This window comes from Desulfofalx alkaliphila DSM 12257, from assembly GCF_000711975.1.
GTDB classification, from domain to species: Bacteria; Bacillota; Desulfotomaculia; order Desulfotomaculales; family Desulfohalotomaculaceae; genus Desulfofalx; species Desulfofalx alkaliphila.
Window position 1 is genome coordinate 72,748 of the sequence record NZ_JONT01000008.1, and the last position, 23,283, is coordinate 96,030.

Consider the following 23,283-nt stretch of genomic DNA (forward strand, 5'->3'; position numbering starts at 1 on the left):
AAAAATAACAAAATATAGTATTTTAAGGGGGGTATCTTAGTTGTTTTTGACGGTCTTTATTTATCTATCCATTATTGCATTTGTAGGCTTATCTTTATACAAAGCCTACCAGTTTTCTAAAATGCCTATGCATGGGCGCTGGGAACTGTATCCGGTGCCAAAGGAGCCTGACGGAAAAGGTCATTATGGCGGTTCTTACTATGAGGATTTAGAGTGGTGGAATAAGCCCAGGAGAGTTTCCTATGTTGGCGAACTAGTGGACATGGCCAAAGAAATGCTCTTCATCAAAAACTTGTTTGTTAACCAAAGGCGTCAATGGTGGATTTGCTATGCAATGCACCTAGGTATTTACCTGCTGGTTTTATGGGCAGTTATGCTCTTGGTGGGTGCCATTACCATACTGTCCGGCGGTGCTGTGGCAGCCGATGCCGGTAGCTGGGGTGCCCTGGTATACTACGTAACATTTCTTTCCGGTGCTGCCGGTGCTATTTTATTGGCGGTGGGCTCCATCGGTATGTACCTGAAGAGAAGCTTTAGTGAAACCTTAAACAAATACACCACTCCACTGGAGTATTTTAACCTGTTCTTCCTGTTTGTTGTGGCACTGTCCGGTATAATAGTATGGGCCGGAGATATTGGTTTCAATTATGGTAGGGAAATTATGGTGGCACTGCTCACATTCTCTCCCATCCAGGCTGATCTTGCACTGACTGTTCATATTTTGCTGTTAGGTGCAGTAATGATTTACATTCCGCAAACCAAGATGAGCCATTATGTGGGCAAATACTTTGCTTTCCACAAGGTGCTGTGGGAAAATGAACCTAACTTGAGAAACTCTAAGATGGAACGTATCGTTAAAGAGGCTCTTAGCTATAAGCCCAAGGCATCCTGGTCTGCACCGCACATAAACCCGGGTGCTGCTGCTAAAAAAGATTAATTATACTATCTGGATTGGAGGATAGATACTAAATGAAACCACAAGATTTTGGTAAGCCCTCTGAGCAGTTGTTTAAGCTGGACAAGCTGATGCCACTGCCGGCACCTTACGATAAACCGGGAATGGAACCGGACTTTAAAGAGTTAAGGGATTCATGGAAAGAAGGATATTGCTCTACCTTAGATGGTTTTGTAGGAAACGATACACTGGTGAGGCCGAAAACCAAAGAGGAAGAGGATGAAATGGTGAAGAAGTTTCTCAGCGGCCTTGAGAAGCTGTTTTCTGATGAAACTAACCGTGTTTACTTACAACCTTTGGCCTTGTCCTTTGAATACTGTGCTAAGTGCAATACCTGCTCTGAAGCCTGTCATGTTTTCAAGGCCAGCGGTGGTGTAGAAGCCTACAGGCCAATTTTCCGTTCAGAGGTATTGCGCAGCATTTATAGAAAGCATAAGCAGGGTGGAAGTCTTATCAGCAGGTTTATTGGCGGAGATATTGACATTAACTATGAGACCGTTATGCGTTTGGGCGAACTGGCATACCGCTGTAACCTCTGCCGTCGTTGTGCTCAAACCTGTCCACTGGGATTGGATAATGGTTTATTAACAAGGGAAATCAGAAAAATATTCAGTATGGAAATGGGTATTGCTCCTAAACCGCTTCATGAGAGTGGTACAGTAAAACAACTAGAGACCGGCTCCAGCACAGGCATTACCAAAGAGGCATTTATGGACCTAATTGAATTCATGGAAGAAGATATTGAAGAAAGAACCGGCAAGAAATATAAGGTACCGGTGGACAAAAAGGGTGCAGATATTCTCTTGGTACACAACGCCGGTGAGTACATGGCATGGCCGGAAAACCCAGCAGCCTTTACCATCATTTTTGAAGAAGCCGGCTTAGATTGGACGCTAAGCAGTGACATGATCGGCTATGACAACGTTAACTACGGTCTCTTTTACGATGATGCCCAAGGAAGAAAAATTGGGGCGGCTCAATTAAAAGCTGCTAAGGAGCTTGGGGTTAGAAGAATAGTTCAAGCTGAATGTGGACACGCCCACAAAGCTTCCTTGGTAAGTATGGACCGCATTATGGTTGGGGAGGACAACATCCCCCGCGAAAGTTTCTTGCCGCTATTGGCTGACTTAATTAAGAAAAATGTGTTTAAATTGGACCCCACGAGAAATAACTTCCCTGTTACCTTGCACGACCCTTGTAACATGGCGCGTATGATGGGAATTATAAAGCCCCAGCGGGAAATATTAAAGGCTATAGCTCCCCAGTTTAGGGAAATGACTCCTCATGGGGTAAACAATTATTGCTGTGGTGGTGGCAGTGGTTTTGCCATCATGAACTCCTTTAACTTCACAGATTTTAGAAACAAGGTATCCAGCAGAATGAAATTTAAGCAAATACTGGAGGCATTCCAGGATTCCATTGAAGATGTGGAAACTCCCAAATATGTGGTTGCACCTTGTTCGAACTGTAAAGGTGCCATCAGGGACATCCTGGCATATTACCAAGCCACTGCTAAATTCAATGTGCATTACGGTGGCCTGGTTGAGCTAGTGGTAAATGCCATGGTAGACCTGGATAAGCCATTCTTGGAATTCTTACTGGACGATGAAGATATGATGTTTTAAAATTAACTGACTATTTTACAAATGTGCCCGGGCTTAATGCCTGGGCCTTTTATTGCTTATTGCAGTATGGCCCCTGGATTTTCTACGGCTGATGTAAGATTATGGGCCAGTTCCAGCAGCTCTTGGGCAGAGTCAAGCAAAGGGAATGCCTTATTGTGGCCAAGGGCTGTACAAATAAAAGGAAAAGCAGAAAAGTAAATGTCTGCCAGCCGCACCAGTAGCATAGAGGCTGCCACCAATTCTTCTTCATCTAATGCTGAATAGATGGTCTCAATTAGTTCGCCCATGGCTACAAAATAAGTGTGGTACCTTAAATGCAGTTGATTGACTGACATATCCGGGTTTATATTAAAGAAGTTCATTAGGTGATAAATATAGTCATGATAGTACCTTTCGCCCATGGCTATATATCGTATTCTGGGGTTGGCTCTATGGCCGGCAATGGCCAGGGCATCACTGAGGTGGTAATATGCTTCCCTGTTTTCTTTGGGATCCTTTATACTAAGGTTTTCAGCTATAATTAAACTGGCCTTGATTTCAAAGTCGGCTTGTTTATCAATAGTATCATATTCCTCCTGACAGATGCTTTGGCTGCAGCTATAGCTTGTTGTTTTGATACCGAATTGTCTTTCCCTTTCTTTTTTTACAGCTAAATCCATGGCTTCGGAATTATAAAACTTCTCAATACGTTCAGTTACTTCTTTATAAGGAAGCTGAAATTGCTGCAGATATAAAAACTCCATCCCGCTTATAACGGCATTTTCAAATCGTTCTCCGGACTTATCCAGTTTGTTAGACAAGTGTATGTTTAAAGAAATGGTTTTTTGTTCTCGCCAGCCGGGGTTTGTTTTTTCCAGTATTTTGTAAACATATTCTTGGGTTAAGAGCCAAAAGGCAGCTTTTCGCGTAACATCAACTACAATTAAAAATACCGGTATTTTAACTTCATGGTAGTAATATGACAGTAAGTTTGTTTCCATTGGAATACTTAAATAATCACGACCGTACGATGGTTTCTTTGTACCTTTAACATTTACTCCGAAAAACACCCCGGTGGATTTGTTGTTTTTCATAATTTCAATATTATAATCAATGGCGTAATCTGGGCATTTTTCCCGTGGAACCCATGAGTTAGGGAGAGCACCAAGAAAAATCCTGTGTGCCAGGGTAGAAGTTAATTGTGCATTTCCTGAGGGTTCACCTGTCATTTGGTCTGCATAATCCACAATACGACACGTCACATCGCAACCCCCCTTGGATATAGCGAATGGTAAAAGAAATAGATTTACGCTAAAACTATAATGCGATATCGCTATACCTATCTTGTAGCAATAATAACAAAGTATAGTGGTAATTGTAAAGTGTTTTCTGAATAATATTATAATTTTTTAAACTACCTCAATGTGACATGTGTATTATTGTGGCAAAAGAAACTTATAACTAACTTAATGAACTATCACCATGAAGCCATTTTCAAACTCTTTACTAATCCTATTCATAATATCGTTGGGAAGCAGAATACAACTGTAGGCCCTGGGCAGCGATAACCGGCGGTGGTTATCTTCCTGGGAATGGGTTGTGGCGTGTAACAGTATATCGGTATTCAGTTTCACCCAGGGTAAACTTTCTTTATTATCATGGGCAATGGCTCTTCCCCGGCCGCTTTCGTACATGGTTACCCGGGGTAATTTATCAAGCTCCCCGGTGAACCAAGCTTCTGCCTGGCCTAACTCTTTCTTACCTTCCATCAACCAGACCAAACAGGGGTTACCTGCCTTTATCTCTAACCACCGCTGGTTTCCGATGTTGGTGGTTTTAAAAGATAAATGAAAATCAATTTTTTCCTGGTAAATAGAGGTGATGCGGGCTTTAATTTGATACTGGGTATTTGGCGAAAGAATTCTCCGTGGCTTATACTGCAGGGTGTACTTATCTATTTGTATTTCCCCGTCTAAATTGCCGGTTACTGCTGCTTCTTTAATGGGTTGGTTGGTGGTGATTTTTATGGTCCTGCTTAACCATAGGCTATTGTCCCCTCCCCTGGGATAGGTTTCGGTCACTTTAAACTGTGGTGCAGTGGTAAAGGATGCTTGATATTCTTTATTGCTGGTTAGACGGTATTTGCTTTTTATACCCGGTTTAACAGTAATCTTGTAAATTTTTTGATATTGCAGCTGCTCATCCGGTATAAACTGCCAACGGGAGCTGTCATTTTCTAAAGGATAAAATTTACCTTCAGCATCTATGGTAACCATTTCGTTAAGGCTCTTTTGTTCTATTGGGGTATTAAAGGTGAGTGTAATCGGTCCCTTGGTAGGTGCATTTTTCTCCGGATATATTGACACCAATTCAGGTATAACTTCGCTCAATACAGTTCCCTTTTTTGTAACGGTAAAGGGCGGTATTAAAGCTTTGGCCTTTTTAAATGAGTAATGGTATTTTATTCCCCGCGGATAATCTTCATTAATTAGAACCTTTAAATGAAAGGGTGATTGCCAGCTGTATGAGTAATTAACCCCTTTGCCCGGTATTTCAGAGGTAATGGTGAAGCCTTCCATTGCCTTGCTGCCCATGGGTGATAAAAAATAGTATTCTAGACTAATTTGATCAGCACTGACCCGCTCAGTCTTTACCCAAACCAAATGGCCCATTATTAGCCATAGGGTAAGCATTGATACTATAGCAAGGGCATATAGTTTCATTTGCCTAAAGGTAATATGTAAAGCCATTTTTAACCCCCAATTGTTACACCATAAGGGCACACCGTCCCGTATTGACAACCGGCGGGTACGGTCATCTGCCCAAGAAAAAACGGTGTCACAGGCTTTTATATTTTTATTTTTTACTAAGCTTATGACAAGTGGGGTGCTAAAATTACCATGAGAAAAAATGACAAAAGGGCGGTAAATAAATGAAGCCACTTTGATAATGGCGGTTTTACAACATTTGTTAAAATATGACGCTTATTGTCGCCTGCATGACTTAAATACCTTATTAGTATATGTTATCATTATTAGTATATGTTATCATTTAACTGCTATCAGAGATGTTCTCGACTTGTGATTTTTTTCCATACCAAGGGGCAAAAGGGGAGAAAAAAGATTGGAAAATCCTAAAATGACCGGCGTGAGGCAAATTTGGGGCAGTCTTAAGTTCAGGTTGATTTTTACCTTTTTAGCGGTGGCTTTAATACCTTTAATTGGAGCCTCATACTACAGCGTAACTAAATCTGAAGAAGTTTTGCAACAGCAGTTCGAAGCTCAAACCCAACGCCTATTGGAAACAAACTTAAGGGATGTTCTTACCGCCGAGCGAAATTTAATAGTGGAATTGTCTAAAAACCCATACATTACAGCAATGGACTACACCTTATCTGAGCCATATTTCCAGGGTTTTTTAAAAGACAACCCACAATACTCACACCTGCTGATTTGTGATTCAGAAGGCGTTGAAATAGCTCACTCTGAAGGGGAAGAGCATCACGGGGTTAGTATAGCGGACCGTGACTATTTTTATGTGCCCTGGGAGACCGGTGAACCGGTAATATCCGAGGCCACCTTTTCCCGAAGCACCGGCAGAAAAATTATTGGCTTGGGTGTACCGATATTCAATAATGACAATGAAAAGGTTGGCGTGCTGGTAGGATTTATTAAATTGGGGCATATTTCAGCAAGCATCAGCCAAAACAGTGTTACAGAGTCCGGTTATTCATTTATGGTTAACAAAGAAGGGTTTTATATCAGTCACCCCGATGAAAATAAGCTCTTGGTGGAAAATCCTTTCACCGATGCCAGTGATGACCGATTCAGAGAAGTGGCTGAAAAAATGATTGATCAGCAAACCGGTTTAGATCAAGTGCTTATCGACGGTGAAGAGATGGTAATTGCTTACGGCCCTGCCGGGTTAAACAACTGGTCCTTGGCCATGGTCAGCCCCGCAAGTGAAGTGTACGCAGTGGCCAACGGGTTAAAGGTGGATACATATAAAATACTGGCTTTAATTGCAGTATTGGTATTGGCGGTTGTAATGGTAGTTACCGGCAGAATAATGAAGCCAATTAATAGTTATATGCATTTAATTAATCAACGGGATTTTTCAAAGAGTATCCATGGCAGCGATGAATTGGGCCAGGCCTTTAATAAAATGGCGACTGAAATTAAAGGTTTGCTATCTAATATTAGCGGCGGCATTGACAATTTAAACACAGCATCTAACCAATTTAAAGAAGTATCGGTGCACTCTGCAGACGCCGCCAATGATGTTGCCTCTAAAGTTCAACAAATTGCTGAAGCTTCATTAACACAGCAGGAAAAAGTGCAAGAGGTATATACCTTTATTCATAATCTTAATGAACAGATTGTTAAAATTAAGGATGATTTAGATCTTACCAAAGATAATTCGGAGCATGCCTATTCATCTGCCCGTGATGGCCAGCAGTTGGTGGAAGCGATGGCTGTTTCCATTGATACCTTAGGGCGCAAAACCAATGAAATCAACAGTATTGTTGAAACCATCAGTAACATTGCAGAGCAGACAAACCTGTTGGCACTGAATGCAGCCATAGAAGCTGCCCGTGCCGGAGACCAGGGCAGAGGTTTTGCGGTGGTTGCTGAAGAGGTGAGGAAACTGGCTTCCCAAAGTGCTGAAGCCACCACTGAAATAAGTTCACTTTTACAAGAGATTAAAGCAGACGTTGGTAATGTGGTTAAGTTGGCAACCGCCGACAGCAGTGCAAATAACGTAGTAAAAGCCTTTGAAGAAATTCTGGATAAAACTCGGCTGGTATCTGATAATGTTCTTTCGGTGGTATCCGAGGCCCACGCCATTGAAAGGGAAAGCGAAGCCATTAAGTCAGAAATTAGTGCCGTTGCGGAATTGGCAGCAAACACCGCAGAGAGCGTGGAGGGCATAGCGGCCTATACCGAGGAACAGTCGGCCACCGTTGAAGAATTGTCCAGCTCTGCCGAGGAACTAAATGTCATGGCAGATAAGATGAAAAGTGTGGTTGATAAATTCAAATATTAAATCAGTAGAAAATAGAAATATATACTTGACACTAAGGTTGCCGTGCACATTTTTCTTGTATGACTGTGAGGGTTAAGAGCTGCTCTTAACCCTTTTTTACGCTTATTACTAGCTGGTTTAGTATATTTGCCGCTTATCTTATTGTCAGTTTTTAATACTTATAAAAGCAATTAAGAAAATAGACACTAGCAATAACACAGCTAAGCTATAAATAATAAGCCGGGTGTAAGCTGTAAGAATTTACAAATTTTGTATAATTCCCTTGACTTGCATTTTTAAAGGTAATACAATGTAAAATGAATTGCATGAAAACAATTGTATCAGTGACAATGAAAGGTGGTGGTCTTTTGCATATTAAAGGTACAGCAAGGCTTGATAGAAGAACTAAAAATCTGGTAAAGCGTCTGCAGCCCGGTGATATTGCAGTGATAAACCACCATGAGCTGGATAAGGTAGCTGCGCAGTCATTGGCCGGTGTTAAGGTTAAAGCTGTAATTAACGCTGCGCCCTCATTAAGTGCAGACTATCCCAACTTAGGTCCTTTAACCCTATTAGATTCTGGGATCCCTTTGATAGATGATGTAGGAGAAGACTTGTTCGAACTATTGGCCGAGGGCGATAAGATTGAGATAATAAATGATGAGATTTACCACGGCGGCAAGCTGATTGCTAAAGGAAAATTGTTAGATAGGGAATATGTTTGTAATGTAATGGAGCAATCTAAAAAGAATGTTAATGCAACACTATATAAATTTGTCCAAAATACGCTTGATTATGCACATAATGAAATAGATTTGATATGTAAAGACTTGCCGATACCCAAGGTTAATGTTGATTTTAATAACCGTCATACGCTAATTGTTGTGCGAGGGCATAATTATAAAGAAGATTTGGCGGCAATTAAATCATATATAGATGAAGTGAAACCCGTTTTAATAGGTGTTGATGGTGGTGCGGATGCACTGCTGGAGTTTGGCCATCAGCCTGACATTATTATTGGCGATATGGACAGCATTAGTAATTCCGCCCTTAAGTGTGGTGCAGAGCTAATTGTTCATGGCTACCCTGATGGACGCGCACCTGGCTTAGAACGGGTTCAAAATTTGGGTTTAAAGGCCCAGGTCTTTGCTGCCCGCGGTACCAGTGAAGATATTGCAATGCTGCTTGCTTACGAAAAGGGAACAGATTTAATAGTTGCTGTGGGTACACATTCAAACATGCTTGAGTTTCTGGAAAAGGGCCGTAAAGGTATGGCCAGTACCTTTTTAGTACGTCTAAAGGTGGGATCAATTCTTGTTGATGCCAAGGGCGTAAATAAATTATATAAAAACCCGTTAAAGGCCAGGTATCTTGCTCAAGTTGTACTGGCAGCCATGGTTCCCTTGGCTGTGGTAATGGTTATTGCCCCTCCCACAAGAGAACTATTAAGACTTATATATATCCAGTTCAGAATTTTATTAGGAATCTAGGGGGCGTTTTAAGTGATAATAGATTTCCGCTATCACGTGGTTACCCTTGTGGCGGTATTTTTAGCACTGGGCATAGGCATTATTATAGGTAGTGCTTTGTTAGGCAGCGAAGCTATTGTGCAACAACAAAGGGAAATGACTGACCGATTAGAAGCACAGCTGCAAGAAATACGCATGGAAAACAAAACGGTGCAGGCCCGTATTAATGAACTTGAGGTTGACGGGACCATACAAAAACAATTTGAAAAACAGGTGCTTCCGGTGCTTGTTTCCGGAAAACTTGCTGAGCAGAATGTGGTAATTATTGAAACCAATAATTATGGAATGAGGGATGAACTGTTAAGTACCTTGGAGATGGCCGGAGCCCAGGTATCATCCGTCACAACCCTGTTAAACGGCTTAAATCCCGGTGCCCAAGGTGATGAATTAAGGTCAAGTCTGGGATTGGAAGAAGGGGATGAAGGCCGGATCACTGAGCAATTGGCCCGGCTCATTGCCGAAGGAATAGTGACAGGGGATAAACAAGCAGCCTTTAATACTTTAGCCCAGTCGGATATGATAAAGAATGTCGGTGAATACGGGGTACCCCTTAATGCGGTGATAATTATCGGCGGAAGCCACGATGAATCCTTGGTAAAAACAGATGTAATAGATAATGTAATGATAAGTTACTTTTTAGACAAGGGCATCCCTGTGTTTGGCTTGGAAGATTCAAATGCAACCATTTCATATATGGAAGAGTATCAAAAGTTTAACATTAGCACCGTTGACAACATAGATACTGTACCTGGCCAACTGGCGCTGGTGATGGCAATGTCCGGAAAATCCGGACACTATGGGGTAAAACCCACAGCCCAGAGGCTGCTGCCCACACTGGAATAACGGGGAGTATTTGTTATGATGGATACAAAAGTTGTGTCGGTGGTTATACCGGCTTATAATGAAGGGACGCGCATTTACCAAACAGTCTTAGGTGCTATCAAAATACCGGAAGTTAATGAAGTGGTGGTTGTGGATGATGCCTCCCAGGATGATACCGCTGTAAAGGCCCAGCAGGCCGGCGCCCGGGTGATTAGGCTAAAGAAGAATCTGGGCAAGGGCGGAGCCTTAACCCGGGGTGTTCAGGAGGCAAGCGGAGATATTATTTTGCTCTTAGACGGTGATTTAGGGGAAACCTCTTATTATGGCCGGGAGCTGCTGCTTCCGGTATTAGAAGGGGCAGCTGATATGACGGTGGCAAAATTTCCGCCGTCAAATAAAAAGGCAGGCTTTGGCTTAGTAAAGGGCCTGGCCCGGAGGGGAATTAAACATTTTGCCGCTTTAGAGGTGGAAGCACCCCTGTCCGGCCAACGGGCCATGACCCGGGCGGTGGTTAATGATGTTGTCCCCTTTGCCTCCGGTTACGGGGTTGAGGTTGGCTTGACCATAAAGGTGGCCCGCCTGGGTTACCGGGTGATTGAGGTTCCGGTGCCCATGGCCCATGCTGAGACAGGACGAAACTGGGCGGGTTTTAAACACCGGGGCAAGCAGTTTATTCATGTGGCAAAAGAGTTGGCCATATGCATGTTCCGTTATTCTAAAATGCCCGGCGGCTAAAAAGGGAAGGTGTATTATTTGTACCCGGTTACCGATGTGGATTTCAGTATTCTTTTCATGCTCAACATGGTGGTTGGTGCTCTGATAACTTGGTTAGTAACCGCACCGGTGGTGGAAATGATTAGCCATTCCGGTTTTGTAAGGCCTAATTTCAAGGGTGAGTCTATACCCGTTGGAGTGGGCTTTATTTTTCTGCTGGTGGTCATAGGGGGTTTAACAATAGATTATCTCTTCTTGCCGGGCCTGTTGGGGCAAGGGGCAATGTTAATGTTGATGGGCCTTGCCGTGATCACCTTTTTAGGGTTGGTTGATGACTTTCTGGGCTCCAGGGACTATTCCGGTTTGAGGGGCCACCTAAAGGCGCTGCTAAAGGGTAAACTTACCACCGGCGGCCTGAAGGCAGTGGGGGGCGGTGTGCTGGCCTTGCTGATTACCTTGGCATATCTTCGCCCGGAAACATGGACCTTTTCAGTGGCCCTAGATATTATCGTCAGCACCTTGATAATGGCACTGTCAATTAATACCATCAATTTATTAGATTTGCGTCCGGGGCGGGCCGCAAAAGGTTTTTTACTGCTGGCGGTTATTTTTTCAGCCCTCTTGTGGGGCAGCGATAATATACTGCCCTTGGCTTTAATAATGGGCAGCCTTGTGCTTTATTTGCCCTGGGATTTAAAGGCAAGGGTGATGATGGGGGATACCGGTTCAAATGCCCTGGGTTTGGTGATAGGTATGGTGGCGGCCTTATCGCTGCAAGGTGCCGTTAAATTATTCTACCTATTGTTTCTGGTTTTGTTTCATGTTCTTACCGAAAAATATTCCTTAACCCAGCTTATAGCTAACAATAAAATACTAAACTATTTAGATCAACTGGGCCGGAAATAGTGTTCGGATGTGTCAGACATTCGGACATTTTTTTACTGTCAAAATAAAAAGGTATTTTCTGAATAAATGTCGAAGTACTATTAGCTGTGCAATAAGGGGCTAAATAATTACTATATTAACCCTATGTTTCCTTGAATTGTAGGGGCGCCATTTATGGCGGCCAATATGGGTGTTATGTTATAAGGCCGATTTTTTAGCATATGGAAGTGGGTGTAGTTTAATGCTGGATGTACCTACCCGTCCGGTCACAATCTTCACCGGTAACCTGGGAAGCGGTAAGACCGAGATTTCAATTAATTTTGCTGTTAACCTATCCAAAGGGGGTAACAAAGTATCCCTGGTGGATTTAGATATAATAAACCCTTATTTTCGCACCCGGCTGGCCAGGGATTGCTTGGCAGACAGTGGATTAAAGTTGGTAATACCACCGCCGGATTTGGCCAATGCTGATGTGCCGGCACTTTCTCCGGCTATTCGAGGGGCTTTGCAGATGGAAGACGGTTATTGTGTTTGTGATGTTGGCGGAGATGATGTGGGCGCCATTGCCCTGGGCAGGTTTAAACCTTTTTTGCCGCCGGAGCGATTTAATTTATATTTTGTGGTTAATGCTTGCCGCCCGCTCACAGGTACAGTTGACGGTATATTAGACATGCTGCAGGGCATTGAAAGGAACTCCCGCTTGAAAGCCACTGCCTTGGTAAACAATACCAATTTGGGCGCTGAAACTGATGTCACTACCGTGCTTGCCGGTGAAAAAATTGTCAGTGATGCAGCCGATGCCTTGGGCCTGGAGCTGGTGTTTACCGCTGCTCGCAGGGAAATAATTCCACAGTTAATTGAATCAGGCTTAAAAACCCCTGTGCTGCCACTTAACTTTTATATGTTGCCGCCGTGGAAAAGAGAAGATTAAGTCTTTAAAAACAGAGGAGGTTGAAAATGGGGCGAGTTACATTTCGTGAAGAACGCTGTAAGGGCTGTGAACTGTGTATCTCAGCCTGCCCTGAAGGGATCATTGAATTGGCAGAACATTTCAATGCCATGGGCTTTCACCCAGCCACAGTGATTAAACAGGAAAAATGTAAGGGGTGTGCCATGTGTGCAAGAATGTGCCCCGATGTTGTAATTGAAGTGGAAAGGGAGGTAGCCGCAGGTGAAAAAAGTATTAATGAAAGGTAATGAAGCAATTGGGGAAGGTGCAATCAGGGCAGGTTGCCGTCACTTTTTTGGCTACCCCATTACTCCCCAGAGTGAACTACCCCATTACCTAGCCAAGCGTATGCCTGAGGTAGGTGGGGTTTTTTTACAGGCCGAAAGTGAAGTTTCTGCAATAAACATGGTTTATGGGGCTGCCGGTGCAGGGGTACGGGTGTTAACATCTAGCTCCAGCCCGGGTCTTTCACTGATGCAAGAAGGTATCTCCTATCTTGTGGGTGCTGAACTGCCCTGTGTTATTGTAAATGTAATGCGCGGTGGCCCCGGTTTAGGGAACATTGCTCCGGCCCAAAGCGATTATTTTCAATCCACCAAGGGCGGCGGGCACGGTGACTATAAACTGATTACTTTGGCGCCGGCATCGGTGCAGGAAATTATCGACCTGATGGCCAAGGCCTTTGACCTATCGGACCATTACAGAACTCCGGTAATGATTTTAGGGGACGGTATACTGGGACAAATGATGGAACCGGTGGAATTGGATAAGGTGCAGGAGGTAAAGCAAGCTGAAAAAAGCTGGGCTGCATCCGGTATGAGGGGACGCAGCACTCCCAATATCATCAATTCCTTATACATTGTGCCGGAAGATTGTGAAGAACTAAATAAGAGGCTTTTTGCCAAATATCATGAAATATCTCAAAAGGAGAAAATGTGGGAAGAGTACCGTTTGGAAGATGCTGAAGTGGTGTTAGCGGCCTTTGGCACATCCGCTAGGATTTGTAAATCGGCGGCGGATAAGGCCCGGGCCAAAGGCATTAAAGCGGGTGTTATAAGACCTATTACCTTGTGGCCCTTCCCCAGCGAAGTTTTTCAACGGGCTGCTAAAAGTGCAAGGTGTTTCTTGACCGTGGAAATGAGTATGGGCCAGATGGTGGAAGACGTACGTTTGGCTGTAAACGGTGCTAAACCGGTGCACTTCTATGGCCGCAGTGGCGGCATGGTACCGATGGTAAACGACATCTTAGCCCAGATAGAAAAACTGGCGTCAGGGGGTGAGCAGTAAATGATGAAGAAAGTATACACCAGACCAAAAGCTTTAACCGATAAGCCATTTCATTACTGCCCCGGCTGTACCCATGGTATCATCCACCGTTTAGTGGCGGAGGTTATCGATGAGTTGAATATAGCCGACAACACAGTGGGTGTTTGTCCGGTGGGATGTGCGGTTTTTGCATATAATTATTTTAATGTGGATATGTTTCAGGCCTCCCACGGCCGTGCCCCGGCAGTGGCCACCGGCATAAAGCGCTCTTTGCCGGACAGGGTGGTATTCACATACCAGGGCGACGGAGATTTGGCATCCATTGGTACCGCAGAAATCATACACGCCGCCGCACGGGGGGAAAAGCTTACCACCATATTTGTCAATAATGCAGTATATGGGATGACAGGCGGGCAAATGGCCCCCACAACCCTCTTAGGTCAGATAACAACAACCACACCCAAGGGGCGGGATAAGGAGCAAGCCGGTTTCCCTGTTAAAATGGCCGAAATGCTAACCACCTTAGAAGGTGCTGTTTATGTGGCCAGGGTATCGGTGCACGATCCCATTCATGTTAATAAAGCCAAAAGGGTTATCAAAGAGGCCTTTGAGGTGCAGTTAAGGGGAGAGGGCTTTGCATTGGTGGAGGTGCTTTCCACCTGTCCTACCAACTGGGGCTTGTCTCCTAAGGAAGCCTTAAAATGGCTGCAAGAAAATATGATTCCCTATTATCCATTGGGAATATACAAGTCCCCGGCGGAGGTGAAGTAAAATGCTTGAGGAAGTGTTAATTGCCGGTTTTGGCGGCCAGGGCGTATTGTCCACCGGGCAACTGCTGGCTTACGCCGGAATGGTGGAAGGAAAACACGTGGCATGGATACCGTCCTATGGGCCTGAAATGCGGGGAGGCACAGCCAATTGTGGTATTACTCTTTCAGATGAACCCATAAGTTCTCCCCTGGTAACCGAGCCCACCACCCTAATAGTAATGAATAGGCCTTCACTGGATAAGTTTGAAAATGCCGTGGTGCCGGGCGGACGGATATTAATTAACTCGTCAATTGTAAAGCAAGATGTCAGCCGTGATGATGTGTTGGTAATGAAAATACCGGCAAACGAAATAGCCGAAGAAATCGGCAATGCCAGGATTGCAAACAATGTTATTTTAGGTGCGCTAATAAAATTGACCGGTGTGGTGACCATTGATTCGGTTGTTGAATCTTTAAAGGTTGTACTACCGCCAAGGAGGCATAACTTGATCCCTGCCAACCAGCAAGCACTGGAGCGGGGTGCCCAACTGGCTGAAGAATATCTTAATAAACGGTAATAAAAGGGGCGATAGTCGCCCCTTTTTTAACTCATCATGGCCTCAGCCTTTGCCAGCGCTAATTTTACAAAATAACCGCATTCCCTTGAAGTTAAATTGCCATAGTCCGAATTCTCACCGATGATTTTGTGCTCAATTCCCATTTCCCTGGCCAGCATATGTTTCATTTCAGATGACATTATCTTTCCCATGCTGTCAACTCCTTTTTATTTTTTTATTATTATCACAAATAAAGGGGTATAATATATTACTATTTATTTGGTTTAAAATATAATGAATGGCATGTTTGTTAAAACCGTTGAATTAAGCAATAAATAGTGTTAACATTTTCCTGATGATAAACCTTTAAAGACCGCCGGTGTTGGTTTTGTTTATATCTTACTTTACAGGGTTATGTTAGTATATATGATTCTTAATTTTTTACAGGGGTGATGTTTTTGATTAATAGGGAGAGATTGGTTGAAGAATTTTTACAATTGGTACAAATTGACAGCCCGTCCGGCGATGAATGGGAAATTGCTGCAATTTTAAAAGGAAAGCTGGAAAGTTTGTCTTGTGAAGTTTATGAGGATGATGCCGGTAAAGAAGTGGGAGCCAGTGCCGGAAACCTAATTGCAAAATTGCCCGGCAGCGGCAAGGGGCCGCTCTTGCTGTTCAGCGCCCACATGGATACAGTGGAGCCCGGTAGGGGTATTAAGCCGCTAATTAAAGACGGCGTAATATACTCTTCGGGGGACACAGTGTTGGGTGCAGACGATAAGGCGGGGATAGCGGCGATACTGGAGGCGGTGAGGGTGATCCAAGAGAAGAAGATTGCCCATGGAGGACTGGAAATAGTATTCAGTATTTGGGAAGAGGGCGGCCTTAGGGGGGTTAAAGCCCTGGACTACAGCAAATTAAATGCAAAAATGGGCTATGTTCTTGACAGTGACGGTGAACCAGGAACCATAATCACTTCGGCTCCCATGCAAAATTCCTTGGTGGCAACATTTAAGGGCAGGGCTGCCCATGCGGGGCAAAGCCCCGAGAAAGGAATAAACTCCATTCAGGTGGCTTCCAGGGCCATAGCAAGGATGAAGCTGGGCAGAATAGACGAAGACACCACAGCCAACATTGGTATTATCCGGGGTGGCAAGGCGACAAATATTGTGCCGGAGGTTACGGTAATAGAGGGTGAAGCCCGCAGTAAAAGTCCGGATAAATTAGAAGCCCAAACTAAACACATGTGTGAAGTGATGCAGCAGGAGGCAGATGCCGCCGGAGCGGAAGTTGATATAAGAGTGGATAAAGAATATGACTTAATTAACATAGACCACCGGCATCAGGTGGTCCAATATGCTGTCAGTGCCGCCCGTAATTTAGGGTTAGAGCCGCAGTATAAACACACAGGCGGTGGCAGCGATGCTAACGTATTAAACGGCAAGGGTATTTACTGTACAATACTGGGCATAGGCATGAATCAAGTTCACACCACCCAAGAAAACATTGCCATAGATGACCTCTGTAAGGTGGCTGCAATGGTGGTGGAAATAGTGAAGGTAGCTAATATGGAGGCAGGCCATTGATACGCATTAGGCAAGGTAAGGTAATAAAAGAACTTAGCCACAGGCCCGGGGTGGATGAGGTGCTGGTGGAAGTTGACGGTGTACAAGAAAGGGCTGTAAACTACCATCATCTTACCGGGCCGGTGCGTGTGGGAGACACCGTTGTGCTTAATACCACTGCGGTGCATAAAAGGCTGGGCACCGGCGGAAACCATTTTCTTATGGCCAACCTTTCTACAGAAAGCCATGACTGCCGGGAAGCCGGCCACATTATGAAATTAAGGTATACTCCCTGCCAGGTAAAGGTGCTGGCAGTTGAGGAAGAAGATAGCGAACACAGCCAAGTCATGCGCCAGGCCAGCTCATTGGAGAAAATGCCGGTGGTGGCAGCCACCTTGCACAGCATGCTCCCTGCGGTGGCAGCTGCCATTAAATCAGTGGATACTAAATTACGGGTTGCCTATGTGATGACTGACGGTGCTGCGCTGCCAATTTCCTTTAGCAAGTTAGTGAAGTTACTAAAGGATAAAAACTTAATTGACTCCACTATTACCAGCGGCCATGCCTTCGGCGGAGACTATGAGGCGGTAAACATTTACAGCGCCTTGTTGGCTGCCAAGGCGGTGGCAAAGGCAGATGTGGCGGTTGTTGCCATGGGGCCTGGTATTGTGGGCACGGGATCAAAATACGGTTATACGGGCTTGGAACAGGGCCAGGTGGTAAATGCGGTTTACTCACTGGATGGCCGAGCCCTTGCTGTTCCTCGGATAAGCTTTGCAGACCCCCGGCCCAGGCACCGCGGGCTGAGCCACCATACCGTTACCGCTTTAGGCAAGGTGGCCCTGGCCCCCTGCACGGTAACGGTGCCTAAATTAGAAAAGGAACGGGCCCAGCTCTTGCAACAGCAGCTGCAGGACAGCGGTATCTTAGAGAAACACCGGGTGGTCTACCTTGAGGCGTCAAAGGGTATTGACGCCCTAAAGGCTGCCGGGATAAAGGTAACCACCATGGGGCGAACCCTGGAGCAGGACAGGGAATTCTTTCTTTCGGCTGCCGCAGCCGGCTTAAAGGCCGCGCAAATGGTTCATCAACAAAACTAACTAAGCTTAGCATTAATTAAGTCTTTTACGCTCTGATAGGCCTTAGCATATTCAGCAATAATGCGGCGGACGTCTTTTACTTTACCAAGAAAATAGACGCTGTTTTTATAAATATAAATTTGGGCAGGCTCCATAGATAACTCCTTTCAAACATTAGATATTAGAAACGGTTTAACCCTAGTATATGAAAGAGGCTTTAATATTAGTAAAAAATAATTGTCCACCTCTATTGGGCGCGCTAAAATGTACCCTAGACACAGGCGCCCTATGGGGTGCCATTGGAGGAAGATAGATGATTCCTACCGTTACCATGACAGTTAACGCCAGCGGGGCGGCAGCTGCGGCCAAAAACGGGCAGGTGGTGGTGATAGTTGATATTATCGATATGTCCACCACCTGTGAGTCGGCCATAGATGCAGGGGTTCTTGCTGTATACGGCTCTGCCCCTGATAACGCCAATTGTCCGGTAAAAACCAATCCGAAGCAGATAGGTTTAATTGCAGGGAAAAGGGCGGTGGAGGAAAGAACCGATCTGGTGTTGGTGTCTGAGCCCAGGGTGGGCAGCGATGCCGAGAGAATGCAAAATATCACCAAGCTGCTTGATGGAATAAAAGAATCAGGAGCCAAGGTGGGTGCTGTTTTACCCAATCTGGGTGCTGAAACCAGCAAACTGGCAGATTTAAAGGGGCGGGTCCTGGTTGCGGCCACAGGCACAGGCGGAGTTGCCTATGATGCTGCGGTGGCTGCCGGTGCGCCGGCAGTATTAACAGCCACCGTTGCCCGCACCTTGCATAAAAAAGGCCCAGATCCTGCTGCGGCCGGTGCTGAAAGGGCCATATCCCTTGCTAAATCGCTGGATTGCGGTATTGCTGTGGTGGCCGCATCGGCTAATTCCCTGGAAGACATACTGGCTGCTGAGTACTTAACAAGAATAATTGTCTCTAAGTTCTAGTGGGCTATGCCCGTGAGGAAGAGCCAACTATGAAAATACTATTTTCAAACTAAAAGTTCTATAGTTTAGCCCTCTGCGCATAACATGTATGGACAGGTATATGCACAGGGGGCGTTTCTATGTCCGGAAGCTTTTGCAAGGTGTCGCTTGCCTCATTGCGCGCCAATTGGCTGCTCTTTGGCCTGGTTATGCTGGTTTTCAGCGCAGGCTCTTGTTTAGGTGTACTGGGGGTAGACTTTTTAAAAACCGAACAAGCCAAGGAGTTAAGTGATTATTTAGAGAGCTTTATAAAGCAGACAAATGCCCTGCAAATTGACTCCAAGCAAACGGTAAAGCTGGGTATTGCCAACAATGTTGCGGTGCTGGCAATTATATATTTTGCGGGACTGACGGTATTAGGCCTACCCCTGGTGTTGGCCTTGATATTTGTCAGGGGCTTTGCCTTGGGTTTTGCCTTTGCCTTTTTAACCAAACAAAGGGCTTGGGAAGGTGCATTGTTGGCCGCTGCTTCCATGTTGCCCCACAACATTTTTTTCATTCCGGCCCTAATCATTGGGGCCATGTCATCCATTGCATTCTCAATACTGTTAGTAAAGAGGTACTTTAATAGCAGGTTAGCTGTCTGGCCGGCTTTTTTGGGTTACACCCTATTAATGACTGCCCTTTGTACTGTGGCAGTGGGGGCAGCATTTGTGGAGGCATATATAACACCTTGGTTTATTAAAGGCTCGGCAATGCTCTTTAGGGGTTAAGAGGGGGCTTTACAATGATTATTGTGGTAATGCATAAATTGAAAAGGCGGCTGCTACAGGCGCTGCGCTTAATGTTTGTACTGGCAATTTTAATACTTTTGCTTGTTCAACTTTTAAATGTAATAAAATCGACGGCTGTACCCGGGGACATAAAAAATGAACAACCCGGCGGTATGCCGGTGAGGATAGAAAACATTTTACCCGTTCATAGGCATGACGATAACTGTCAAGGGCAGGGTGACCTTATAGATAAACTAAAGGACTATTACAGGGGTTCAAAATCAGGCAACTGACAAGGATTTATAAAAACAGTGTGGAATTAATTACTAACCGCCATACCCGGTGGCATAAGCTTTTAGTTTATATATTATGTTAAGTTTTTCTTGAAGGGGGTTTTTGGGTGGACAAGACTATTAATGTATTTATTCAGTATTTAGCGGTGGAGAGGGGTCTGGCAAAAAATACCCTGGCATCATACCAATTGGACTTAAAACAGTATACTAAATACCTAGGCCAGCAGGGTATCACTACACTTACAGCCACCTCAAAGAAAGATGTTATTGGCTATTTAATGCAGCTGCAGAAGTCCGGCCGTGCCCCAGCCACCATTTCCCGCAGGTTGGCGGCATTAAAGGCGCTCTACAAATTTATGCTCAATGAAGGCATTATAGCATTAGACCCCACCGTCAATCTGGAATCACCGCGATTAAGCCAAAAACTGCCCCGTGTCTTAACCTTTCAGGAAGTAGAAAAACTGTTAAATCAACCGCAAATGGCCCAGCCGGCGGGTCAGCGGGATAAGGCTATGCTGGAGCTTTTGTATGCCACAGGCATAAGAGTAACCGAACTGGTATCCCTTGATGTTGAACATGTAAACTTAGAGCTTGGATATGTCAGATGCTTAGGCAAAGGTTCTAAAGAAAGAATTGTACCCCTGGGCTCGGTTGCCACAAAGCATGTCCAAGAATACCTAACCCAGGGCAGGGTAAAATTAACTAAGGGTAAAAAAACTGAGAAAGCCTTATTTGTTAATCAACACGGTAGAAGGCTTACCCGCCAGGGTTTTTGGAAAATAATAAAGAAATATGCCCGGGAAGGGAGAATAGGAAAAGAGATTACCCCCCATACCCTGCGCCATTCCTTTGCCACACACCTGCTGGAAAACGGTGCCGATTTGCGTTCGGTACAAGAGATGTTGGGACATGCCGATATAACCACAACGCAAATATATACACACCTTACCCGCAGTAGGCTAAAAGAGGTGTATTCTCAGACACACCCAAGGGCTTAATGAATTATGATTTATTAATTTTAAATTACCAATTGCATAAGGGGTGTAGTGTATATGTCCAATTATGGTATTAATCGCATTACCTTAATTATTTTAGACAGCGTAGGCATCGGTGAATTGCCCGATGCCCATGAATACGGGGATGAAGGCAGCAATACCTTGGTCAATGTAGCAAAGGCAGTTGGCGGGCTGAATTTACCGAACATGGCTAAGATTGGACTGGGCAATATCTTAGAAATACCCGGTGTTGCCCCGGAGCCTTCGCCGATAGGCGGTTATGGCAAGATGAACGAACGGTCACCCGGCAAGGATACCACCACTGGGCATTGGGAATTGGCAGGCATAATTTTAGACCGGCCCTTTCCGGTCTTTCCCAATGGTTTTCCCACTGAATTGATAGAGGAATACCAAAGACGTATTGGTCGTAAGGTACTTGGAAATAAGGCAGCTTCCGGAACTGCAATTATAGAAGAATTGGGTCAGCAGCATATGCAAACCGGCAGTCCCATTGTGTACACATCTGCTGACAGTGTGTTTCAAGTGGCTGCCCATGAGAATGTAATTCAACTTGACGAACTATATAGAATTTGTGAAATAGCCCGGGAGATGTTGACCGGTGATTATGCGGTGGGCAGGGTGATTGCCCGGCCCTTTGTGGGGCAGCCCGGCAAATTTAAAAGAACCGCCAACCGTCATGATTACTCCTTACCCCCGGTAAAACCCACTGTTTTGGACAGGTTGGTGGAAAAAAATATTAATGTTTGGGCTGTGGGAAAAATTGAAGATATCTTTGCCGGCAGGGGTATTACAAAATCCATGAGAACAAAAAGCAATGTGGAGGGCATAAATACCACCATCGAGTGTTTACGGCAAAATGAGAGGGGTATAATTTTTACTAACTTGGTGGAATACGACCAAAACTATGGTCACCGCAAGGACCCCCAGGGCTATGCCAAAGCGCTGGAGGAATTTGACCAAAGGTTGCCGGAAATTATGGCAACACTAAAAAATGATGATTTGCTGATAATAACGGCAGATCACGGTTGTGACCCCACCACCGCAGGCACTGACCACTCCCGGGAATATGTGCCGCTGTTGGTTTACAGCCCCCAAGCCCAAAAAGGAATAGACTTGGGAGTAAGAACGACATTTGCCGATGTGGCAGCCACCATTGCAGACCTATTTAACTTAAATGCAGAGGTGGGTGTCAGCTTTGCAGCCGAGGTGTTGGAGCGTGATAAATAATGCGCATGTATGATTTAATTAAGAAAAAGCGTTTAGGTGAAGAACTGACCACCGAAGAAATAAAATTCATCATTGAGGGTTACACCGCCGATACCATTCCCGATTATCAAGTATCTGCCTGGCTAATGGCGGTATTCTTTCAGGGCTTGACCCCCCGGGAGACAGCCGATTTAACAATGGCCATGGCACAGTCCGGCGAGGTGCTTGATTTAAGCGAAATACCGGGCCCTAAGGTGGACAAGCACAGCACCGGCGGTGTGGGAGATAAAACCACCCTGGTGTTGGCTCCGCTGGTTGCAGCGGCCGGAGTACCGGTGGCCAAAATGTCCGGCCGTGGGCTGGGTCACACCGGCGGCACCATCGACAAGTTAGAGTCCATTAGAGGTTTTAATGTTGCAATTGACCGTAAGAGTTTTATAGAACAGCTAAAGACCACCAAAGTGGCAGTGGTGGCACAAACGGGAGAGTTAGCCCCGGCAGACAAAAAACTCTATGCATTAAGGGATGTTACAGCCACTGTGGACAACATTCCGTTAATTAGCTCGAGCATTATGAGTAAAAAAATAGCCGCCGGCGCCCAATCAATAGTGCTCGATGTGAAGGTGGGCAGCGGTGCCTTTATGCGCAGCCTGGAAGATGCCTTTGCTTTGGCCAGGACCATGGTGGAAATTGGCAACAATGTGGGCCGAAACACTGTGGCACTGGTAACTGATATGGATCAACCACTGGGTTTTGCAGTGGGCAACGCCCTTGAAGTGGCAGAAGCTATCGACACCTTAAAAGGCCAAGGGCCCACCGATTTACGCACACTCTGCCTTGAGTTGGGTGCCTGGATGATTACCCTGGCCGGTGTAACAAAAAGCGCGGCAGAGGGCAAAAGCTATTTAGCCAATCTGCTTGATGATGGAACTGCATTAAGCAAGTTTAAAGAGTTTTTAGCGGCCCAAGGGGGAGATGTTGAACTGGTTGAAGATTCGGAGCTTTTGCCCCAGGCGAAACATAAGCTGGATCTGCTTGCCCCCCGCAGCGGCTATGTCCAAGCCATAGCCGCCGATGAAGTGGGTACAGTGGCCATGCTTTTAGGTGCAGGCAGAGTTACCAAGGAAGACTGTATTGATGCCGCTGCCGGTTTAATACTGCATAAAAAAATGGGCGACCCGGTAAAAATCGGGGACAGGCTGGCCTCCCTTTATACCAACAATGAAGACAGATTGGCACAGGCCAAAGAAATATTAATGAACAGTTTTAAGATCGGTGAGCAGCAGCCGCCTGCCAAAAAACTAATTCATGGCCTGATAACGGTGGAAAATATTTAACAAAATA

At 45.1% G+C, this 23,283-nt stretch carries 24 protein-coding genes; 20 read left to right on the forward strand and 4 right to left on the reverse strand.

The annotated features are described in order from the left end of the window. Window positions 1-40: 40 nt before the first annotated feature. Together BR02_RS0105835 and BR02_RS0105840 are read left to right on the forward strand one after the other, a co-directional pair. Window positions 41-937, forward strand: a complete 897-nt coding sequence (locus BR02_RS0105835) for a nitrate reductase gamma subunit (RefSeq protein ID WP_031515119.1) — start codon at window positions 41-43, stop codon at window positions 935-937. Between the two features lie 32 nt (window positions 938-969). After that, window positions 970-2,580 carry a (Fe-S)-binding protein gene (locus BR02_RS0105840; protein WP_031515121.1) on the forward strand — a complete coding sequence of 537 codons (1,611 nt, stop codon included), beginning with the start codon at window positions 970-972 and terminating at the stop codon, window positions 2,578-2,580. A 56-nt stretch (window positions 2,581-2,636) separates the two neighbouring features. Here BR02_RS0105840 and BR02_RS0105845 read toward each other — a convergent pair whose 3' ends face one another. Continuing rightward, entirely contained in the window at window positions 2,637-3,821 is a 1,185-nt protein-coding gene (locus tag BR02_RS0105845; protein ID WP_051688151.1) for a DUF4365 domain-containing protein, read from the reverse strand. 204 nt (window positions 3,822-4,025) lie between these two features. Then, the gene (locus BR02_RS0105850; protein WP_031515125.1) at window positions 4,026-5,309 is read right to left on the reverse strand and encodes an Ig-like domain-containing domain; all 1,284 of its coding nucleotides are present in this window, start codon (window positions 5,307-5,309) and stop codon (window positions 4,026-4,028) included. A 373-nt stretch (window positions 5,310-5,682) separates the two neighbouring features. Between BR02_RS0105850 and BR02_RS0105855 the strand changes: the two genes are divergently transcribed. The 10 genes from BR02_RS0105855 (at window position 5,683) to BR02_RS0105900 (ending at window position 15,076) form a co-directional block, all read left to right on the forward strand. Next, window positions 5,683-7,605, forward strand: a complete 1,923-nt coding sequence (locus BR02_RS0105855; protein ID WP_031515127.1) for a methyl-accepting chemotaxis protein — start codon at window positions 5,683-5,685, stop codon at window positions 7,603-7,605. Window positions 7,606-7,952: 347 nt separating this feature from the next. Beyond that, complete coding sequence (steA, locus tag BR02_RS0105860) at window positions 7,953-9,074, forward strand: putative cytokinetic ring protein SteA (RefSeq protein WP_031515129.1); 1,122 nt, start codon at window positions 7,953-7,955, stop codon at window positions 9,072-9,074. A 12-nt stretch (window positions 9,075-9,086) separates the two neighbouring features. Next, window positions 9,087-9,956 carry a copper transporter gene (locus BR02_RS0105865; RefSeq protein ID WP_031515131.1) on the forward strand — a complete coding sequence of 290 codons (870 nt, stop codon included), beginning with the start codon at window positions 9,087-9,089 and terminating at the stop codon, window positions 9,954-9,956. Between the two features lie 15 nt (window positions 9,957-9,971). Then, a complete protein-coding gene (locus tag BR02_RS0105870; RefSeq protein WP_031515133.1) occupies window positions 9,972-10,670 on the forward strand; it encodes a glycosyltransferase family 2 protein in 699 nt (232 codons plus the stop codon). A 9-nt stretch (window positions 10,671-10,679) separates the two neighbouring features. Further along, window positions 10,680-11,555: a hypothetical protein gene (locus tag BR02_RS0105875; RefSeq protein WP_238442412.1), complete on the forward strand. Its 876-nt coding sequence runs from the start codon at window positions 10,680-10,682 to the stop codon at window positions 11,553-11,555. 220 nt (window positions 11,556-11,775) lie between these two features. Beyond that, window positions 11,776-12,465: a nucleotide-binding protein gene (locus BR02_RS0105880; RefSeq protein WP_031515137.1), complete on the forward strand. Its 690-nt coding sequence runs from the start codon at window positions 11,776-11,778 to the stop codon at window positions 12,463-12,465. A gap of 26 nt (window positions 12,466-12,491) precedes the next feature. Next, window positions 12,492-12,731, forward strand: a complete 240-nt coding sequence (locus tag BR02_RS0105885) for a 4Fe-4S binding protein (RefSeq protein WP_034638937.1) — start codon at window positions 12,492-12,494, stop codon at window positions 12,729-12,731. Next, window positions 12,706-13,770 (forward strand): 3-methyl-2-oxobutanoate dehydrogenase subunit VorB, encoded by a 1,065-nt coding sequence (locus tag BR02_RS0105890; protein WP_031515141.1) that lies wholly within the window; start codon window positions 12,706-12,708, stop codon window positions 13,768-13,770. The genes BR02_RS0105885 and BR02_RS0105890 overlap by 26 nt, the downstream gene beginning before the upstream one ends. Before the next feature lie 3 nt (window positions 13,771-13,773). Then, entirely contained in the window at window positions 13,774-14,520 is a 747-nt protein-coding gene (locus tag BR02_RS0105895) for a thiamine pyrophosphate-dependent enzyme (protein ID WP_207640987.1), read from the forward strand. 1 nt (window position 14,521) lies between these two features. Beyond that, the gene (locus BR02_RS0105900) at window positions 14,522-15,076 is read left to right on the forward strand and encodes a 2-oxoacid:acceptor oxidoreductase family protein (RefSeq protein WP_031515145.1); all 555 of its coding nucleotides are present in this window, start codon (window positions 14,522-14,524) and stop codon (window positions 15,074-15,076) included. A 26-nt stretch (window positions 15,077-15,102) separates the two neighbouring features. On the opposite strand, the gene BR02_RS0105905 is transcribed toward BR02_RS0105900, so the two are convergent. Then, window positions 15,103-15,267 carry an alpha/beta-type small acid-soluble spore protein gene (locus BR02_RS0105905; protein ID WP_031515147.1) on the reverse strand — a complete coding sequence of 55 codons (165 nt, stop codon included), beginning with the start codon at window positions 15,265-15,267 and terminating at the stop codon, window positions 15,103-15,105. Window positions 15,268-15,507: 240 nt separating this feature from the next. On the opposite strand from BR02_RS0105905, the gene BR02_RS0105910 reads away from it, so the two are divergent. Then, complete coding sequence (locus BR02_RS0105910) at window positions 15,508-16,641, forward strand: M20/M25/M40 family metallo-hydrolase (protein WP_337999123.1); 1,134 nt, start codon at window positions 15,508-15,510, stop codon at window positions 16,639-16,641. Next, the gene (locus BR02_RS0105915; RefSeq protein ID WP_031515151.1) at window positions 16,638-17,720 is read left to right on the forward strand and encodes a DUF3866 family protein; all 1,083 of its coding nucleotides are present in this window, start codon (window positions 16,638-16,640) and stop codon (window positions 17,718-17,720) included. The genes BR02_RS0105910 and BR02_RS0105915 overlap by 4 nt, the downstream gene beginning before the upstream one ends. On the opposite strand, the gene BR02_RS15600 is transcribed toward BR02_RS0105915, so the two are convergent. Next, on the reverse strand, window positions 17,717-17,854 hold the full coding sequence (locus BR02_RS15600; protein ID WP_169738576.1) for a hypothetical protein: 138 nt from the start codon (window positions 17,852-17,854) through the stop codon (window positions 17,717-17,719). The genes BR02_RS0105915 and BR02_RS15600 overlap by 4 nt on opposite strands. Window positions 17,855-18,012: 158 nt before the next feature. Between BR02_RS15600 and BR02_RS0105925 the strand changes: the two genes are divergently transcribed. From BR02_RS0105925 to BR02_RS0105950, 6 genes are all read left to right on the forward strand, one after another. Next, the gene (locus BR02_RS0105925; protein WP_031515153.1) at window positions 18,013-18,672 is read left to right on the forward strand and encodes a hypothetical protein; all 660 of its coding nucleotides are present in this window, start codon (window positions 18,013-18,015) and stop codon (window positions 18,670-18,672) included. Window positions 18,673-18,791: 119 nt separating this feature from the next. Then, a complete protein-coding gene (gene spoIIM, locus BR02_RS0105930; protein WP_031515156.1) occupies window positions 18,792-19,424 on the forward strand; it encodes a stage II sporulation protein M in 633 nt (210 codons plus the stop codon). 14 nt (window positions 19,425-19,438) lie between these two features. Next, window positions 19,439-19,717, forward strand: coding sequence for a hypothetical protein (locus BR02_RS0105935; protein ID WP_031515158.1), 279 nt, complete (start codon window positions 19,439-19,441; stop codon window positions 19,715-19,717). 107 nt (window positions 19,718-19,824) lie between these two features. Then, the gene (gene xerD / locus BR02_RS0105940; RefSeq protein WP_031515160.1) at window positions 19,825-20,715 is read left to right on the forward strand and encodes a site-specific tyrosine recombinase XerD; all 891 of its coding nucleotides are present in this window, start codon (window positions 19,825-19,827) and stop codon (window positions 20,713-20,715) included. A 54-nt stretch (window positions 20,716-20,769) separates the two neighbouring features. After that, window positions 20,770-21,960 (forward strand): phosphopentomutase, encoded by a 1,191-nt coding sequence (locus tag BR02_RS0105945; RefSeq protein WP_031515162.1) that lies wholly within the window; start codon window positions 20,770-20,772, stop codon window positions 21,958-21,960. Further along, the gene (locus tag BR02_RS0105950) at window positions 21,960-23,276 is read left to right on the forward strand and encodes a pyrimidine-nucleoside phosphorylase (RefSeq protein WP_031515164.1); all 1,317 of its coding nucleotides are present in this window, start codon (window positions 21,960-21,962) and stop codon (window positions 23,274-23,276) included. Before BR02_RS0105945 ends, BR02_RS0105950 begins: the two co-directional genes overlap by 1 nt. The last annotated feature ends 7 nt before the right edge of the window (window positions 23,277-23,283 follow it).

Coding starts and splice junctions, on each gene's coding strand:
- BR02_RS0105910 (WP_337999123.1), top strand. CDS start 15,508: ATGTTTTTGATTAATAGGGAGAGATTGGTTGAAGAATTTTTACAATTG.
- BR02_RS0105925 (WP_031515153.1), top strand. CDS start 18,013: ATGATTCCTACCGTTACCATGACAGTTAACGCCAGCGGGGCGGCAGCT.
- BR02_RS0105935 (WP_031515158.1), top strand. CDS start 19,439: ATGATTATTGTGGTAATGCATAAATTGAAAAGGCGGCTGCTACAGGCG.
- BR02_RS0105880 (WP_031515137.1), top strand. CDS start 11,776: ATGCTGGATGTACCTACCCGTCCGGTCACAATCTTCACCGGTAACCTG.
- BR02_RS0105905 (WP_031515147.1), bottom strand. CDS start 15,267: ATGGGAAAGATAATGTCATCTGAAATGAAACATATGCTGGCCAGGGAA.
- BR02_RS0105850 (WP_031515125.1), bottom strand. CDS start 5,309: ATGGCTTTACATATTACCTTTAGGCAAATGAAACTATATGCCCTTGCT.
- BR02_RS15600 (WP_169738576.1), bottom strand. CDS start 17,854: ATGGAGCCTGCCCAAATTTATATTTATAAAAACAGCGTCTATTTTCTT.
- BR02_RS0105945 (WP_031515162.1), top strand. CDS start 20,770: ATGTCCAATTATGGTATTAATCGCATTACCTTAATTATTTTAGACAGC.
- BR02_RS0105870 (WP_031515133.1), top strand. CDS start 9,972: ATGATGGATACAAAAGTTGTGTCGGTGGTTATACCGGCTTATAATGAA.
- BR02_RS0105885 (WP_034638937.1), top strand. CDS start 12,492: ATGGGGCGAGTTACATTTCGTGAAGAACGCTGTAAGGGCTGTGAACTG.
- BR02_RS0105950 (WP_031515164.1), top strand. CDS start 21,960: ATGCGCATGTATGATTTAATTAAGAAAAAGCGTTTAGGTGAAGAACTG.
- spoIIM (WP_031515156.1), top strand. CDS start 18,792: ATGTCCGGAAGCTTTTGCAAGGTGTCGCTTGCCTCATTGCGCGCCAAT.
- BR02_RS0105840 (WP_031515121.1), top strand. CDS start 970: ATGAAACCACAAGATTTTGGTAAGCCCTCTGAGCAGTTGTTTAAGCTG.
- BR02_RS0105895 (WP_207640987.1), top strand. CDS start 13,774: ATGAAGAAAGTATACACCAGACCAAAAGCTTTAACCGATAAGCCATTT.
- BR02_RS0105900 (WP_031515145.1), top strand. CDS start 14,522: ATGCTTGAGGAAGTGTTAATTGCCGGTTTTGGCGGCCAGGGCGTATTG.